The sequence below is a fragment of the Nocardia sp. NPDC005746 genome, from assembly GCF_040630785.1.
Lineage (GTDB): Bacteria > Actinomycetota > Actinomycetes > Mycobacteriales > Mycobacteriaceae > Nocardia.
In genome coordinates, this window is the sequence record NZ_JBEXYE010000021.1 from 14,539 (window position 1) to 27,428 (window position 12,890).

Genomic DNA, 12,890 nt, shown 5'->3' on the forward strand with positions numbered 1-12,890 from the left:
GACCACTCATGATCAATCTCGAACTCCCCAAGAAGCTGCGGGCCAGCGCCAACCAGGCCCACCAGGTCGCGCAGGAGATCTTCCGTCCCGCGTCGCGCAAGTACGACCTGGCCGAGCACGAATACCCGGTCGAGCTGGACACCATGGCCGCCATGGTCGAGGGCCTGTCCGACTCGGGTTCCGCCGACGTCTCCGGCGCCACCGGCGGCCGTAAGGCGGGCGAGTCCACCGAGGGCGACAAGCACGCCACCGAGCTGCTCGGAAACACCAACGGCGGCAATATGTCCGCGCTGATGAACGCCCTCGAGACCTCCTGGGGCGACGTCGGCCTGATGCTGTCGATCCCCTACCAGGGTCTCGGCAACGCCGCCATTGCCGCGGTCGCCACCGACGAGCAGCTGTCGCGGTTCGGCAAGGTGTGGGCCGCCATGGCCATCACCGAGCCGTCCTTCGGCTCCGACTCCGCGGCGGTCACCGCCACCGCCACCCTCGACGGTGACGAGTGGGTCCTCAACGGCACCAAGATCTTCGTGACCGCGGGCTCGCGCGCCACCCACATCGTGGTGTGGGCGTCGGTGGACCGGTCCCTGGGCCGCGCCGCCATCAAGTCCTTCGTGGTTCCCCGCGATGCCAAGGGCCTCACCGTGTCCCGCCTCGAGCACAAGCTCGGCATCAAGGCGTCCGACACCGCCGAGATCCGCTTCGAGGACTGCCGCATCCCGAAGGACAACATCCTCGGTTCCCCGGAAGTCAACGTGGAGAAGGGTTTCGCGGGCGTCATGCAGACGTTCGACAACACCCGTCCCCTCGTGGCCGCCATGGCGGTCGGCGTCGGCCGCGCCGCCCTCGAGGAACTCCGCACGGTGCTGACCGACGCGGGCGTCGAGATCTCCTACGACACCCCCGCCAACAACCAGCACGCCGCCGCCGCGGAATTCCTGCGCCTGGAAGCGGATTGGGAGGCGGCCTACCTCCTCTCCCTCCGCGCCGCGTGGATGGCCGACAACAAGAAGCCCAACTCCCTCGAGGCCTCCATGTCCAAGGCCAAGGCCGGCCGCATGGGCACCGACGTCACCCTCAAGGCAGTCGAGCTCGCCGGCGCCACCGGCTACTCCCAGCGAACCCTCCTGGAGAAGTGGGGCCGCGACTCGAAGATCCTCGACATCTTCGAAGGCACCCAGCAGATCCAGCAGCTGATCGTCGCCCGCCGCGTCCTCGGACTGGGCAGCGACAAGCTGAAGTAAGTTCTGGCACAACGAAACCCCGGTGTGCGGCCCGCAGGGTCGGCACCGGGGTTTTGCTGTCTCTGTGGGCGGTCAACCTTTGTGGGTGGGGCGGCTGACGGGGAGTGGGTGGCCGGTTTCCAGGAGGGATTTGAGGTCGCTGAGCATGAAGGGGTAGCCGCCTCCGAAGCCCTCGGGTTCCAGGTCGCCGGAGATGATGATCGAGATGAGTGGGGCTCCGGCCACGTCGTGGATGACGGTGAGGGCGCAGGTGCCGTCGCCGCGGTCGCGGATTTCGTAGCTGAGGTGGGTTTCCGGCTCGGCCGCCAGGTTTTCGTCGCCCAGGAAGCGGATGCGGGCGGACCAGCGCAGCGGTGGGGCGTAGTCGGTGACCGTGCCGCGGATGATGATGTCCGGGTCGGTGTCGATCGGGCGGGGGCCGGTGGGCGCGAAGACCGCGAACGCGCCGCCGACGCGGGGTTCGATCACGCTGCGGCCGCCGAAGCCATAGCGCACGGTCCAGTCGGGATCGGTGATGGCTTCCCAGATCCGTTCGGGCGGTGCGGCGATGATCACGCGGTGGATCTGCGTCGTCTCGGGGCGCGCACGCGGGAGGATGTCCTCGAAGCTCACGATTCCAGGTCCTTCTTCAGCTCGGCGAGCGCGGAGATCTGCTGTTCGGTGAACTTGTCGATCCACCGGTCGTGAATCAGCCGGATCGGCACGGAATTGAGGTAGTGCAACTTCTTCCGCCCGCTCCGCACCACGGTCACCAGGCCCGCGTCCTCGAGCAGCCGAAGATGCTTGCTGATCCCGAACCGGGTCATCTCCACCCCGGATTCCAGCTCGGTCAGCGTCTGCCCGTCCCTGACGAACAGCGCGTCCAGCAGATGCCGCCGAGTGGGATCAGCCAGCGCCTTGAACACCGCGTCCTCGTCCACACCCCGACTCTATACGAGACCAATCGGTCACCTAACCATTGACATGTGACCATTTGGTCACCTATCGTCGGCTCATGAACCGCTACGTAGTCCTCTATCTCGCCCCACAATCGGTCGCCGAACGATTCGCCCAGGCCACCCCCGCCGAAGCCGCGAAAGGCATTCGAATGTGGGCGGATTGGGGCACCCGCCTCGGCCCCGCCCTCCTCGACCCGGGCAAGCCCCTCGGCAACGCCCGCCGCATCACCCCCACCGAAACCACCGAAACCTCCAGCGAAGTAATCGGAATGTCCATCCTCCAGGCCACCTCCATGGACGAGGCCCTGAAACTGGTCGACAACCACCACCACCTCCACTGGGCCGACCAGTGCGAAATCGTCGTCCTCGAAGAGCAACCCATCCCGGAACTCCAGCAATGAAACTGTCGAGTTGGGTCCGGTAAGCGTCCAGATCGGCACGGACACGGCGGATTTCGACCACGGAGTCGGCGTACTTCAACCTGTCGACGGTGGCGAGGATGTTGCCGCACGGGTGCGACGGGCGAGTGACGGCGGCATACCGGAGGCTCTGCGCGCCGGACTGCTCGATGCGGGGACAATTGGTCCATGGTCGAACTTGTGCTGGTTCGGGGGGATATCACCGAGCAGAAGGTTGATGCTGTGGTGAATGCGGCGAATTCTTCACTGCTCGGGGGTGGGGGTGTTGATGGGGCCATTCATCGGAAGGGGGGTCCGGCGATTCTGGCTGCTTGCCGTGACCTGCGGGCGTCGCATTATGGGAAGGGGCTGGCGACCGGGAAGGCCGTTGCGACGACCGGTGGGAATCTGCCCGCGCGGTGGGTGATTCACACAGTGGGGCCGGTGTGGTCGGCGCAGGATGACCGATCGGAGCTGCTGGCCTCCTGCTATCGCGAATCACTGCGGGTGGCGGATGAATTGGGTGCGCGGACGGTAGCGTTCCCGGCCATCTCCACCGGTATTTTCGGCTGGCCGATCGACGACGGTGCCCGGATCGCGATAGAGACGGTGCGAGCAGCCGACACGGCGGTGCGGGAAGTGCGGTTCGTACTGTTCAGCCAGGACGCTTACGACTCCTTCGCCAGCGCGCAGGGGCGATCCACTGACTGGTAGATCGGCGATCGGGCAGGTGGTGGTGAGGATGCTGACCGGCTTCATTGTTGTGGGGTTGGTGGTGGCGTCGGTTTTGATCGTTGCGGCGGTCGTTTTCGCGGCGCGTAAGGATGGGGTGCGCGGGCTGGTACGCGATACGAGTATCGCGGGTTGCGGTGTTCGTCGGGTGTGCTGTGGGTGTCCGTGTGGCGTTGCTGGCCATACTCTTCGGATTTCGTACCGTGCTCGAGTTCCTCATCAATCTGCATCCGACACCGGACTGATGAACCAGATGTATCTCCGCACCCGCGAAGTCACAGATTGAAAGACCTTACGGACTAGGTGCGCGCGTATCCGTCAGCGAATCGGTTAGGTTTCAAAAACCGGCTGAACATAGCCGATGATGCTTTGCACCACGTGATACGTTGCCCCCGTTTGTTTTAGGGAGCCGCGCCGAAGCAGCGGCGGCTCCTCAGTTTTCGGGGAGGGTCCCATGGGTTTCGGTGCTGCTATCAAGAGCGTCCTATCGAAGTACGCCACCTTCAGCGGCCGCGCCCGCCGCAGCGAATTCTGGTGGTTCACACTGTTCTTCTTGTTGATCATCGTCGGCATACCCGTCCTCAACGCCGCTCTTACGGCCCCCGACCGCACCGGCACCTCCCCGCTGGCCGTCGTCCACGGCCTCGTCGTGCTGGCGCTCTTGATCCCCTCCCTCGCGGTCCGAGTACGCCGCCTGCACGACGCCGAATTCTCCGGCTGGTTTATCCTCATCGCCTTCATCCCCTTCGTAGGCGCGCTCACCTTGTTCGTCCTCTCCGTCATCGACGGCACCCACGGTCCCAACAAATACGGGTCCGACCCGAAAGACCGTGAACCCCAGAACCTCGGCCCCTTGGCATACTCCTGACGCAGCCGCACGATACTGGCGAGATGGGGAACCGCTGGGTCGGCTTGACGATCGATTGCTTTGATGTGCAAGAGGTTGCCTCCTTCTGGAGTGCTCTGCTAGATCGTCCACAGGGTCCGTCCGAACCTGGTTGGGTCTACCTCGGGCATCCTGAGGATCCGCAGCCGCGTCTTGTTTTCCAGCCCGTGAGCGAACCCAAGAACGGCAAGGTGCGCCTTCATCTCGACGTCGCGGTCGACGATATCGACCAAGGGATAGCCGAGGTGATCGCGCTCGGGGGCAGGCACACGGGCGAGCGGCACGATCATGACGGAGGAGTGGTCGTTGTGATGGCCGACCCTGAGGGCCACGAATTCTGCTTGGTTCAGTACTTCTGATGTTCGCAACGCTCAGTCGAGGCAGAATTCGTTGCCTTCGATGTCCTGCATGACCAAGCACGATTCGTTGACGTCGTCGGCGAGCAGCAGCCGCTGCCGAACTGCGCCGAGGGCGACCAGTCTTGCGCATTCGGCCTCGAGGGCGGCCACGCGCTCCGCGCCCACGAGACCGGTGCCGACGCGCACGTCCAGGTGCAGCCGATTCTTGACGACCTTGCCTTCGGGAACACGTTGGAAGTACAGGCGCGGGCCTACGCCTGCGGGGTCGACGCAGGCTGATCCTTGCTGCTCGTATCCCAGTACCTCGCACCAGAAACGGGCGAGGCGCGCGGGGTCCGCGCAGTCGAAGGTGACTTGGATCGTTCTCACCGACGGCATTGACTCTCCTCATGCGGTTCCCGGCGCATACACCAGGTGCGCAGGCCGTTGTCGGCCAGCGTGATATCGGCGGTGACTTCGAAGCCCAGGTGTTGGTAGAAGCGGACGTTGGCTTCGCTCGAGGTTTCCAGGAAGGCCGGATAGCCTGCGCGGGCGGCCTCTTCGATCCCTGGCCCAAGGACGGCATTGCCCAGTCCCCGGCCCTGATGCTCGGGGGCGACGGCGAGGGTGTGGAGCATCCATCCCGGCTCCCGGGGCCGGTAGGGCTCGATGGCCGCTTCGGAGGCGGCGGCTGCCTCGGACCGGTCGCCGATGAGTTCGTCCAGTTCCACGGCCATCTCGGCGAATGCGGCCGTCGGGTCCTGGTCGGGAGTGGACCAGGCCGCGACAGCACGACCGCCGTCGGCGATCCAGACTTTCCCGTAGACCATCGCGATGCGGGTCAGGCACAGCTCCTGGTAGCGGCGGATTCGTTCCACGTGGTTATCGGCGTCGATCACGTACCGGGTGTAGGGGTAGTCGGCGAACGCGCGGGCCAGGGTGTCCACCGCGGTGGGAACATCGGCGTCGGTGATCAGCCGCGTGGTGCCCGTCGATGAGGTCATGCCCAGCCAACGAGCGCCTCGGCGATCTCGTTCCGGCTGGGAGTATTGCGATAGCGGTCGTTCGAATCCGATCGGGCGGGCCAGGTCCAGGAGGTGGGGATGGTGGTGAGGCTGCCCGAGGAACATCGGGCGGATGTGGAGATCCTCTGGGAGTTCAATCGGATGGGGCACGCGGTGCGGCCGGTTGATGTGGGGGTCGGGCTCGGTGGGCACGACATCGGGGTCGCCTCCTACGCGGCTGAGCTCTATCACGCCGGAGTGTTTCCAATGATTGTGTTCACGGGGGCACATGGACCTTCGACCAGGGAGCTGTTTCCGCGCGGGGAGGCGGTTCACTTCCGGGAGCACGCCATTGGGCTCGGGGTGCCCGGCGAGGCGATCCTGGTCGAGACCCGGGCCACGAATACCGGGGAGAACATCGAGTTCACGCGCGATCTGCTCGCGGAGCGGGGGCTGCTCGAATCGATCGGGTCGGTGATGTTGATCGCGCGGCCGTATCACCAGCGGCGGAGTTTTGCGATCTGCCGGAAGCGTTGGCCGGCAGTCGATGTCCGGTGCGGGTCGCTGCCGCTCGCGCTGGACGACTACGTGGCGAGCATCGGCGACGTGGAGCGGGTGATGAACATGCTCATCGGTGATACTCAGCGGGTGTGGGCCTATCCGGCGCGAGGGTGGGCGATCGACCAGGATGTGCCGGACGAGGTCAGGGCGGCGTACGGACGGCTCGTTGCAGCCGGGTTCGATCGGCGACTGCTGGCCGAGGGGTGATCAGGTTCCCGAGGCGGTTATCTGGAGCTTGGAGTTGACGTATTCGACTCGGAGCCACCGTTTCTCGGTCTGGGTTTTGCCGGTGGCGTAGGTGTAGGTGAGGGTGGCGGTGCTGGTTCGGTAGTCGGTGTTGGTAATGGAGCCGACCTGGACCGTTGTGACGGTGGACCAGAATTTGGTGTAGCCGGCGTAGCCGCCGCTCTGGGATTGGTACGACGAGGAGAGCTGGTTCCAGGCGGAGTCCGTGCCCGATGGGAGTTGGGCGTAGTAGCTGCGGATGAAGGAGGCCATTTGGTCGGCAGTTGGGCCTTTTGAATCCGTTTTGCCCGTGTCGGTTCCATGTCCGTTTCCCGTGCCGGTTCCGTTCCCGGTTCCGTTCACGACGACGGTGGCGGGCTGGTCGGCGTTGCCGGAACCGAAGTGGATATCGCCGAAGGCGCCGACGGCTATCAAGGCCGCACCGATGGTGGCCGCCGCGCCGATGACGGCTACTGCGATCGCTACGCCTGCCCGGTCGGACATGCGCGCCTCCCCTGGTCGATCACGCACAGTGGCCGCTCGGGCGAAGCGGCAGGATCAGGATACTGCCGGTAATCCGGGAATCACAGGGAATTCTCGAGGTCCGGTAGCGGTCAGGCGACCAGGTGATACAGGTGAAACCGGCGGTGCGGACGCGGCGCGGCGGTTGCCGAAATGTGATCTGCGCGGATAGGTTTCGGCGGTGCGTGGATTCAGTAGGCGAATGCTATTGGGGGCAGGGGCTCTGACGGCGGGTGCGTTGATACCGGCGGCGGTCGGCCGGGCCGGGGTACCGGTCGTGGGGCCCGCGTTCGACGCGCAATACCGGGCGATCACCAGAGTCGCCGGCGGCCGCTGGCATTGCCTGGTGACCGATCTGGGCTCGGGGACGCCGGTGCCGGTCGTGGAGGAGGACGCCGACTTCGTGATCGAGGGCGCCAGCGTGCAGAAGCTGGCGGTGATGGCGGCGCTCATGAGCGAGGTGGACGCGGGGCGGGTGAAGCTGTCGGACACCACGACGCTGGACGCCGATATCATCGCCGAGGGCAGCGGGCTGTATTTGAATCAGGCCGCGTTCGGGGATCAGCTGACCGTCGCGAATCTGCTGACCACCATGCTGCAGGTCTCGGACAACACCGCGGTGCGACTGCTGTCGCGGTTCGTGTCGGGGGATCAGGTCAACGAGACCCTGGATCGACTGGGGTTCAAGCAGACTCGCGTGGAGCCATTGCCCGGGGAGAGCCGGTTCTATCTGGGCGTCACCACGGCGCGCGAGAACAATGACCTGTTGTATCGGCTGGCTTCGGGGACCTTGCTGTCGCAGGAGTCGACGCAGGCGGTGTTGCGGATCATGGCGTGGACGTCGGTCGGCTACACCGACGGCGTCCGGCGCAACATGTCGTCGGAGGAGCGGGCCCGTTTCGCCACGAAACACGGTGCGTCCGATGATAGACGGCACGACACGGGCGTCATGTTCGACGAGGCCGGAGCCCCGTCGGTGGTGTTCTCGTTCTTCGCCGATCAGGCTCCCGACGCCGACAATTACGGGGCCACGAATCCGGTGGTGGAAGCGCACGCCGCGCTGGGACGGGCGTTGCTCGACACGTATACGCATCTGTCGCCGTTGCAGTCGTTCATCGATCCGAAGAAGATCGCGGCGGGCGGGCACTGAGCGGGAAGTTCAGCCCGCCAACATGTTTCGCATGGCGGTGAACACCTCGGACGCGCCGCCCAGGGACCAGCCGCCGTCGACGGGGATGATCGCGCCGTTGACGTAGGCGGCGTAGGGCGAGGCCAGCCACAGGCAGCAGTCGGCGATCTCCTGGGCGGTGCCGTACCGGCCCATGGGCACCGATCCGGTCACCAGATCGGCCATCGCGGGCGTGGGCGCCAGCCGCGCCATGCCCTCGGTGTCCTCGATCGGCCCCGGCACCACCGCGTTGACCCGGATGCCGTGATGCCCCCATTCCAGCGCCGCGCATCGGGTGAGCATGTCCACGCCCGCCTTGGCCGCGCACGCGTGGGCCTGCATCGCCATCGGAATGGTCGACTGCGGCGCGGAGATGGTGATGACCGACGCCCCGGGCGCGCGCAGATGTTCGCGGCCGGCGCGCAGGACGTTGAAGGTGCCCTTCAGGTCGATGTCCACGACCGCCGCGAACGCGCCCGCCGACAGGGTGTCCGCGGCAGCGGGAAAGTTCCCGGCCGCCCCGGACACCAGCACGTCCAGCTCCCCCAGTTCCCCGCAGATGGCGGCGATCCCCTGCGCCACCCCTTCGTAGTCGCGGACATCCGCGGCGAAGCCGAGCACGGTGCCCCCGTTCTCCCCGATCGAGTCGACGGCGGCGCGCACCTTGTCCGGCGAGCGTGACAGCACCCCCACCGAGGCCCCCGCCCGCGCGAACGCCTGAGCCACACCGAGATTGATACCGCTGGTGCCACCGGCCACGAATACCGTCCGGCCGGAGTAGTCGAAGAGGTCGCTCATCTCCTGATTCTGCGGCGATTCCCCCGCCCCGGGGTCGGGTTCACGCGGTTCGATGCAGGCTCGCGACCGGTTCGGGCCGAGCCGCGGGCAGTCCGCGCCATTTCTCCTGACACCCCGGAAACGCGAACAGCCCGCCGGTCCCCTCGGCGGGCTGTTTCATGCGTTCTGCCTACAGCGCCGTCAGCGCGGCACTCCCGGTACCCAGGGCGGTGACGATGTTGGCAAGCACGGCGAGAAGTTCCATTTGAGTTCCTCATCGGTTCGAGAGCGGGAAACACGCAGCCTGGGCGATGAGAGTGACGTCCGCGCGACGGCAGGGTTAACAATCCGGACAATTTCGCGAATCATACCGATGCCCGATGTGACCGAAAATGTGTAACCGGCGTCACATACCCCTGTTACGGTGGCGCTACCGTCGTCGGGTGGGCGGCGGGCGTCTCGTCAACGGAGGTGGTCCGCATGGCCTCGGTTCTGCATTCGACTCGGCAGCGCATGGCGCACACCGGCGAGGCGCTCAAGGGACTGCGACGGTTGCGAGAATTGGGGTTGAGCGACCCGTCGGATCCGGTGGAGACGGTGCGATTGCTCAGGGACGCAAGGGTTTTCGGACCACCTGCGACGGCGGTGCGCCGGGCGGCCCGCATGTTCCCGGATCTGCCCGCCCTGGCCGACGAGCGGGGTGAACTCACCTACCGCGAGCTGGATCAGCAGTCCAACGCGCTGGCCCGCGGCCTGCAGCGCAACGGCGTCCGCCCCGGCACCGTGGTGGGCGTGCTGGCCCGCGACCACCGCGGACTGATTCTCACCATGGCCGCCCTGGGCAAACTCGGGGCGCGGCTGGCGCTGATGAACACCGGTTTCGCCAAACCCCAGTTCGCGCAGGTGTGTGAGCGCGAGAATGTGCGAGTCGTCCTGCACGACAGCGAATTCCTCGGCCTGCTCGACGCCCTGCCCGAGGAGCTGCCCCGAGTCCTGACTTGGGTCGACGAGGGCGCCGAAATACCGTCCGGCGCGAAGACTCTGGACGAGCTGATCGAATCCAACGCGAAGACGCCGCTGCCCGCGCCGAAGAAGCCGGGCGGCTTCATCATCCTCACCTCCGGCACCACCGGCCTGCCCAAGGGCGCGCCGCGCGATCGCACCGGGCCGCTGTCGACCGTACAGATGGTGGACCGCATCGACTTCCCGCATCGGGGCACGATGGTGATCGTCTCCCCCATCTTCCATTCGACCGGCTTCGCGACCTGGCTGACCGGGTGCGCGTTCGGCAACAAGGTGGTGACCACCCGCCGCTTCGACGCCGAGCGCACACTGCGCCTGATCGCCGAGCACAAGGCGGACATGCTGGTGGCGGTGCCGACCATGCTGCATCGAATGGTGGAGCTGAACAAGGAGATTCGCCAGAAGTACGACACATCCTCACTGAAGGGGATCGTGCTGGCCGGGTCCGCGTTGTCGCCGGAGCTGTCGATGCGCACGGCCGAGGTGTTCGGCCCGGTGCTCTACAACCTCTACGGCTCCACCGAGTGCGCGATCGCGTCGGTGGCGCGGCCGGAGGATCTGACCGTGGCCCCGGGCACGGCCGGGAAGGCCCCGCTCACCTGCGAGGTGGCGCTGTTCGACGACGACGGCCGCCGCATGCTGGCCAAGAATGTCACCGGCCGCGTCTTCATCCGCTCCGGTTCGCCGTTCAAGGGCTACACCGACGGCCGCAAGAAGGAAGTCATCGACGGCTACATGTCCAGCGGCGACGTCGGGCATTTCGACGACCGCGGACTGCTGTTCATCGACGGCCGCGACGACGACATGATCGTCTCCGGCGGGGAGAACGTCTTCCCGCAGGAGGTCGAGAACCTGCTGCTGGAGCGGCCCGACATCTTCGACGCGGCTGTGGTCGGCGTGGACGATGTCGAGTTCGGCAAGCGGCTGCGCGCGTTCGTGGTTCCCGAGCCCGGCGCGCAACTCGACACCGAGGAGATCAAGGCGCATGTGAAGGCGAACCTGGCCCGCTACAAGGTGCCGCGCGACGTCTTCTTCCTCGAAGATCTCCCCCGCAACGCGACCGGCAAGCTGCTGCGCCGCGTCCTGGTCGAATACGAGCCGCCCGCGGCCTGAATCACGGGCGGCGCTTACCCACGCCTTCCCGGTCCCGCTCACCGCGACACGGTGGCAATCCTGGGATACACACCACGAGCTGCGAGGTTTATTCGTAACCGCGAGTAACGGAGACCTCGGCCACATCCTCGCTGCCTGCGCTTGCTAGGGTTAGCACCGCACTGGATCTCGATGTTGTGGTCCGTCGGCGGACTCGTCCGGCAGGGGGACCGCGGAAGGTTGTACCCATGTCACTTCCATCGGCGGGCACGGTTCTACGCAAGGCCGGCGATACCGCACTGAGCGTCAACGCCATGGTCCGAGGGGGACTGTTCAATCCGCTGCGCCCTGATCACGCGGTGCGCTCGGCGATCAACGTGTTGAAGTTCGGCCCCTTCGCGGGCGCGGTCGTGCACGCCGCCAACACCCATCCGAAGTCCGCGGCCATCGTCGACGAGCGCGGCGAGCTCACCTTCGAGCAACTCGACAAGCAGTCGACCGCGCTGGCCCGTGGCCTGATCGCGCAGGGCCTGGGCCCCGGCGACGTGATCGGCGTGCTGGCCCGCGACCACCGCGGCATGGTGCTGAGCCTGGTCGCCGCCGGCAAGCTGGGCGTGCGCGCGGTGCTGATGAACACCGGCTTCGCCAAGCCGCAGTTCACCGATGTGGCGGTCCGCGAGAAGGTCAAGGCGGTGCTGCACGACAGCGAGTTCTTCGACCTCATGTCGGCCATCCCGGCCGAGATTCCGCGCATCCTGACCTGGGTCGACGAGAAGGACAATGCCGACCCGTCGATCCCGACCATCGAGTCGGTCGCGGCCGGTCAATCCACCGCGCCGCTGGCGCCGCCGGAGAAGCCGGGCGGCATGGTCATCCTGACCTCGGGCACCACCGGCACCCCGAAGGGCGCGCCGCGCGACAAGGTGTCGCCGTTCATCACGGCCCAGTTCCTGGATCGAATCCCGTTGCCGCGCAACAGCACCGTCGTGATGGCCGCCCCGATCTTCCACGCCACCGGCCTGTCGCAGTTCACGCTGTCGATCGCGCTGGGCAACCGGGTGGTGTTCCAGCAGCGCCGCTTCGACCCGGAGACCACCCTCGCCAACCTGGTGAAGTACCGGGCGCAGGGCCTGACCGTGGTACCGACCATGCTGCAGCGCATCCTCGACCTGCCGGAGGAGACCCTCGCCAAGTACGACCCGAAGGCGACCCTGCGCGTCATCTTCGCGGCCGGCTCGGCGATCCCGCCGGACGTCGTCACCCGCACCCTCGACTACTTCGGCGAGACCCTCTACAACGTGTACGGCTCCACCGAGTGCGCGGTCATGACCGTGGCCACCCCGAGCGAGCTGCGCAAGGCCCCGACCACCGCGGGCAAGGCCCCGGTCGGTATTCGCGTCGCGCTGTACGACGAGAACCGCAAGCGCATCACCGCCCCGAACGTGACCGGCACGGTCTTCATCGAGAACGGGCACTCGTTCAAGCAGTACACCGACGGCCGCACCAAGGAGTTCGTGGACGGGCTGATGTCCTCCGGCGACGTCGGCCACTTCGACACCGACGGGCTGCTGTTCATCGACGGCCGCGACGACGACATGATCGTCTCCGGCGGCGAGAACGTCTTCCCGCAGGAGGTCGAGAACCTGCTGTCCAACCGGCACGACATCCTCGAGGCCGCGGTGGTCGGCGTCGACGACCGCGACTTCGGCAAGCGGCTGCGCGCCATCGTGGTCCCCGGCCCCGACTCCAAGCGCGACGTACAGGAGATCAAGGACTACGTGAAGGAGAACCTGGCCCGGTACAAGGTGCCGCGCGAGGTCATCTTCCTCGACGAGCTGCCGCGCAATGCCACCGGCAAACTGCTGCGCAAGCCGCTCATCGAGATGGAGATCACCGAGAACTAGGATCTTCGCCGCAGGTTCGCGACCAGCGGTTTCCGCGCTCCGACCGAGTGCGGAAGACTCTCGTAGCCAGTTCTTTTC

General features: G+C 66.3%; 15 protein-coding genes. 9 read left to right on the forward strand and 6 right to left on the reverse strand.

Features of this window, described 5'->3' with window-relative positions; genetic code table 11:
• The first annotated feature begins 8 nt into the window (after nucleotides 1-8).
• Complete coding sequence (locus ABZ412_RS30010; RefSeq protein ID WP_357286757.1) at nucleotides 9-1,244, forward strand: acyl-CoA dehydrogenase family protein; 1,236 nt, start codon at nucleotides 9-11, stop codon at nucleotides 1,242-1,244.
• Between the two features lie 72 nt (nucleotides 1,245-1,316).
• On the opposite strand, the gene ABZ412_RS30015 is transcribed toward ABZ412_RS30010, so the two are convergent.
• A complete protein-coding gene (locus tag ABZ412_RS30015) occupies nucleotides 1,317-1,856 on the reverse strand; it encodes an SRPBCC domain-containing protein (RefSeq protein WP_357286760.1) in 540 nt (179 codons plus the stop codon).
• Entirely contained in the window at nucleotides 1,853-2,164 is a 312-nt protein-coding gene (locus ABZ412_RS30020; protein ID WP_357286761.1) for a helix-turn-helix domain-containing protein, read from the reverse strand. Before ABZ412_RS30020 ends, ABZ412_RS30015 begins: the two co-directional genes overlap by 4 nt.
• 74 nt (nucleotides 2,165-2,238) lie before the next feature.
• Between ABZ412_RS30020 and ABZ412_RS30025 the strand changes: the two genes are divergently transcribed.
• The 4 genes from ABZ412_RS30025 to ABZ412_RS30040 all read left to right on the forward strand — a co-directional run bounded on the left by ABZ412_RS30025 (nucleotide 2,239) and on the right by ABZ412_RS30040 (nucleotide 4,557).
• Nucleotides 2,239-2,583, forward strand: a complete 345-nt coding sequence (locus tag ABZ412_RS30025) for a hypothetical protein (protein ID WP_357286763.1) — start codon at nucleotides 2,239-2,241, stop codon at nucleotides 2,581-2,583.
• A 186-nt stretch (nucleotides 2,584-2,769) separates the two neighbouring features.
• The gene (locus tag ABZ412_RS30030; protein WP_357286765.1) at nucleotides 2,770-3,294 is read left to right on the forward strand and encodes an O-acetyl-ADP-ribose deacetylase; all 525 of its coding nucleotides are present in this window, start codon (nucleotides 2,770-2,772) and stop codon (nucleotides 3,292-3,294) included.
• Nucleotides 3,295-3,766: 472 nt separating this feature from the next.
• A complete protein-coding gene (locus tag ABZ412_RS30035) occupies nucleotides 3,767-4,180 on the forward strand; it encodes a DUF805 domain-containing protein (RefSeq protein ID WP_357286769.1) in 414 nt (137 codons plus the stop codon).
• Between the two features lie 23 nt (nucleotides 4,181-4,203).
• A complete protein-coding gene (locus tag ABZ412_RS30040) occupies nucleotides 4,204-4,557 on the forward strand; it encodes a VOC family protein (RefSeq protein ID WP_357286771.1) in 354 nt (117 codons plus the stop codon).
• Between the two features lie 12 nt (nucleotides 4,558-4,569).
• Here ABZ412_RS30040 and ABZ412_RS30045 read toward each other — a convergent pair whose 3' ends face one another.
• Both ABZ412_RS30045 and ABZ412_RS30050 read right to left on the reverse strand, forming a co-directional pair.
• Nucleotides 4,570-4,935, reverse strand: coding sequence for a VOC family protein (locus ABZ412_RS30045; RefSeq protein WP_357286774.1), 366 nt, complete (start codon nucleotides 4,933-4,935; stop codon nucleotides 4,570-4,572).
• Nucleotides 4,923-5,540 carry a GNAT family N-acetyltransferase gene (locus ABZ412_RS30050; RefSeq protein ID WP_357286778.1) on the reverse strand — a complete coding sequence of 206 codons (618 nt, stop codon included), beginning with the start codon at nucleotides 5,538-5,540 and terminating at the stop codon, nucleotides 4,923-4,925. The genes ABZ412_RS30045 and ABZ412_RS30050 overlap by 13 nt, the downstream gene beginning before the upstream one ends.
• A gap of 99 nt (nucleotides 5,541-5,639) precedes the next feature.
• On the opposite strand from ABZ412_RS30050, the gene ABZ412_RS30055 reads away from it, so the two are divergent.
• Nucleotides 5,640-6,308 (forward strand): YdcF family protein, encoded by a 669-nt coding sequence (locus tag ABZ412_RS30055; RefSeq protein ID WP_357286781.1) that lies wholly within the window; start codon nucleotides 5,640-5,642, stop codon nucleotides 6,306-6,308.
• Here ABZ412_RS30055 and ABZ412_RS30060 read toward each other — a convergent pair whose 3' ends face one another.
• Nucleotides 6,309-6,830, reverse strand: coding sequence for a hypothetical protein (locus ABZ412_RS30060; RefSeq protein ID WP_357286784.1), 522 nt, complete (start codon nucleotides 6,828-6,830; stop codon nucleotides 6,309-6,311).
• 220 nt (nucleotides 6,831-7,050) lie between these two features.
• Between ABZ412_RS30060 and ABZ412_RS30065 the strand changes: the two genes are divergently transcribed.
• Nucleotides 7,051-7,998: a serine hydrolase gene (locus ABZ412_RS30065; RefSeq protein ID WP_357286787.1), complete on the forward strand. Its 948-nt coding sequence runs from the start codon at nucleotides 7,051-7,053 to the stop codon at nucleotides 7,996-7,998.
• A 9-nt stretch (nucleotides 7,999-8,007) separates the two neighbouring features.
• On the opposite strand, the gene ABZ412_RS30070 is transcribed toward ABZ412_RS30065, so the two are convergent.
• The gene (locus tag ABZ412_RS30070) at nucleotides 8,008-8,814 is read right to left on the reverse strand and encodes an SDR family oxidoreductase (RefSeq protein WP_357286790.1); all 807 of its coding nucleotides are present in this window, start codon (nucleotides 8,812-8,814) and stop codon (nucleotides 8,008-8,010) included.
• Between the two features lie 459 nt (nucleotides 8,815-9,273).
• Between ABZ412_RS30070 and ABZ412_RS30075 the strand changes: the two genes are divergently transcribed.
• Both ABZ412_RS30075 and ABZ412_RS30080 read left to right on the forward strand, forming a co-directional pair.
• Nucleotides 9,274-10,929 (forward strand): acyl-CoA synthetase, encoded by a 1,656-nt coding sequence (locus ABZ412_RS30075; protein ID WP_357286793.1) that lies wholly within the window; start codon nucleotides 9,274-9,276, stop codon nucleotides 10,927-10,929.
• Nucleotides 10,930-11,156: 227 nt separating this feature from the next.
• Entirely contained in the window at nucleotides 11,157-12,812 is a 1,656-nt protein-coding gene (locus tag ABZ412_RS30080) for an acyl-CoA synthetase (protein ID WP_357286796.1), read from the forward strand.
• Nucleotides 12,813-12,890 lie beyond the last annotated feature (78 nt).

Coding starts and splice junctions, on each gene's coding strand:
- ABZ412_RS30010 (WP_357286757.1), top strand. CDS start 9: ATGATCAATCTCGAACTCCCCAAGAAGCTGCGGGCCAGCGCCAACCAG.
- ABZ412_RS30025 (WP_357286763.1), top strand. CDS start 2,239: ATGAACCGCTACGTAGTCCTCTATCTCGCCCCACAATCGGTCGCCGAA.
- ABZ412_RS30030 (WP_357286765.1), top strand. CDS start 2,770: ATGGTCGAACTTGTGCTGGTTCGGGGGGATATCACCGAGCAGAAGGTT.
- ABZ412_RS30035 (WP_357286769.1), top strand. CDS start 3,767: ATGGGTTTCGGTGCTGCTATCAAGAGCGTCCTATCGAAGTACGCCACC.
- ABZ412_RS30040 (WP_357286771.1), top strand. CDS start 4,204: ATGGGGAACCGCTGGGTCGGCTTGACGATCGATTGCTTTGATGTGCAA.
- ABZ412_RS30045 (WP_357286774.1), bottom strand. CDS start 4,935: ATGCCGTCGGTGAGAACGATCCAAGTCACCTTCGACTGCGCGGACCCC.
- ABZ412_RS30050 (WP_357286778.1), bottom strand. CDS start 5,540: ATGACCTCATCGACGGGCACCACGCGGCTGATCACCGACGCCGATGTT.
- ABZ412_RS30055 (WP_357286781.1), top strand. CDS start 5,640: ATGGTGGTGAGGCTGCCCGAGGAACATCGGGCGGATGTGGAGATCCTC.
- ABZ412_RS30060 (WP_357286784.1), bottom strand. CDS start 6,830: ATGTCCGACCGGGCAGGCGTAGCGATCGCAGTAGCCGTCATCGGCGCG.
- ABZ412_RS30065 (WP_357286787.1), top strand. CDS start 7,051: ATGCTATTGGGGGCAGGGGCTCTGACGGCGGGTGCGTTGATACCGGCG.
- ABZ412_RS30070 (WP_357286790.1), bottom strand. CDS start 8,814: ATGAGCGACCTCTTCGACTACTCCGGCCGGACGGTATTCGTGGCCGGT.
- ABZ412_RS30075 (WP_357286793.1), top strand. CDS start 9,274: ATGGCCTCGGTTCTGCATTCGACTCGGCAGCGCATGGCGCACACCGGC.
- ABZ412_RS30080 (WP_357286796.1), top strand. CDS start 11,157: ATGTCACTTCCATCGGCGGGCACGGTTCTACGCAAGGCCGGCGATACC.